We start from the raw sequence: 1,056 nt of genomic DNA on the forward strand, positions 1-1,056 counted from the left end.
CGACTGGCTGATCGATATGGGGCCGGGGGCGGGTGCGCTGGGTGGCACAGTCGTGGCCTGTGGTCGCCCGGAGGAAGTGGCGCAGAACGAGAACAGCATCACAGGAGATTACCTCTCTGGCCGACGCGTGATCCCGGTACCGGAAAAGCGTCGTGTCTGCGACGGGGACCGCATGCTGACCCTTGTGGGGGCGTCCGGCAACAACCTGCATGACGTGACAGCGCGTTTCCCGCTGGGTTGCTTTGTGGCCGTTACCGGGGTGTCGGGTGGGGGTAAATCGACCCTCGTGGTCGATACACTTTACAAGGCGCTATCGCGTGAGCTGATGGGAGCTAATCAGTCGCCGTTGCCGTACAAGGCGCTTGAGGGATTGGAGCATCTCGACAAGATTATCGACATCGATCAGTCCCCTATCGGACGGACGCCGCGCTCCAATCCGGCAACCTATACAGATCTGTTTACGCCAATACGCGACTGGTTTGCCGAACTGCCGGAAGCCAAGGCGCGCGGGTACAAGCCGGGGCGTTTTTCATTCAACGTCAAGGGTGGGCGTTGCGAGGCATGCCAGGGTGATGGTGTGCTCAAGATCGAGATGCATTTTCTGCCCGACGTGTTCGTGACCTGCGATACCTGCAAGGGACAGCGCTATAATCGTGAGACGCTGGATGTGAAGTTCCGCGGTAAATCGATTGCCGATGTGCTGGCCATGACGGTGGATGAGGCTCTGCCCTTCTTCCATGCGGTGCCGCGTATTCGCGACAGGCTGGCAATCTTTCAGCAGGTGGGGCTTGGCTATGTCACGCTGGGCCAGCAGGCGACGACGCTCTCGGGTGGCGAGGCCCAGCGCGTCAAGCTGTCGAAGGAACTGGCGCGACGGGCGACGGGACGGACACTTTATATTCTGGATGAGCCCACGACAGGTTTGCACACCGAGGACGTGCGCAAATTGCTGGATGTGCTTCATGCGCTGGTGGATCAGGGGAATACCGTTCTCGTGATCGAACATAATCTGGACGTGATCAAAACGGCGGACTGGCTGATTGATATTGGCCCGGA

1 pseudogene is annotated in these 1,056 nt (G+C 59.6%); it reads left to right on the forward strand.

Features of this window, described 5'->3' with window-relative positions:
• Positions 1 to 1,056, forward strand: a pseudogene (locus P792_RS31300) (ATP-binding cassette domain-containing protein); the annotation flags it as partial.

It is taken from the genome of Asaia sp. SF2.1 (assembly GCF_000505765.1).
GTDB lineage: Bacteria > Pseudomonadota > Alphaproteobacteria > Acetobacterales > Acetobacteraceae > Asaia > Asaia bogorensis.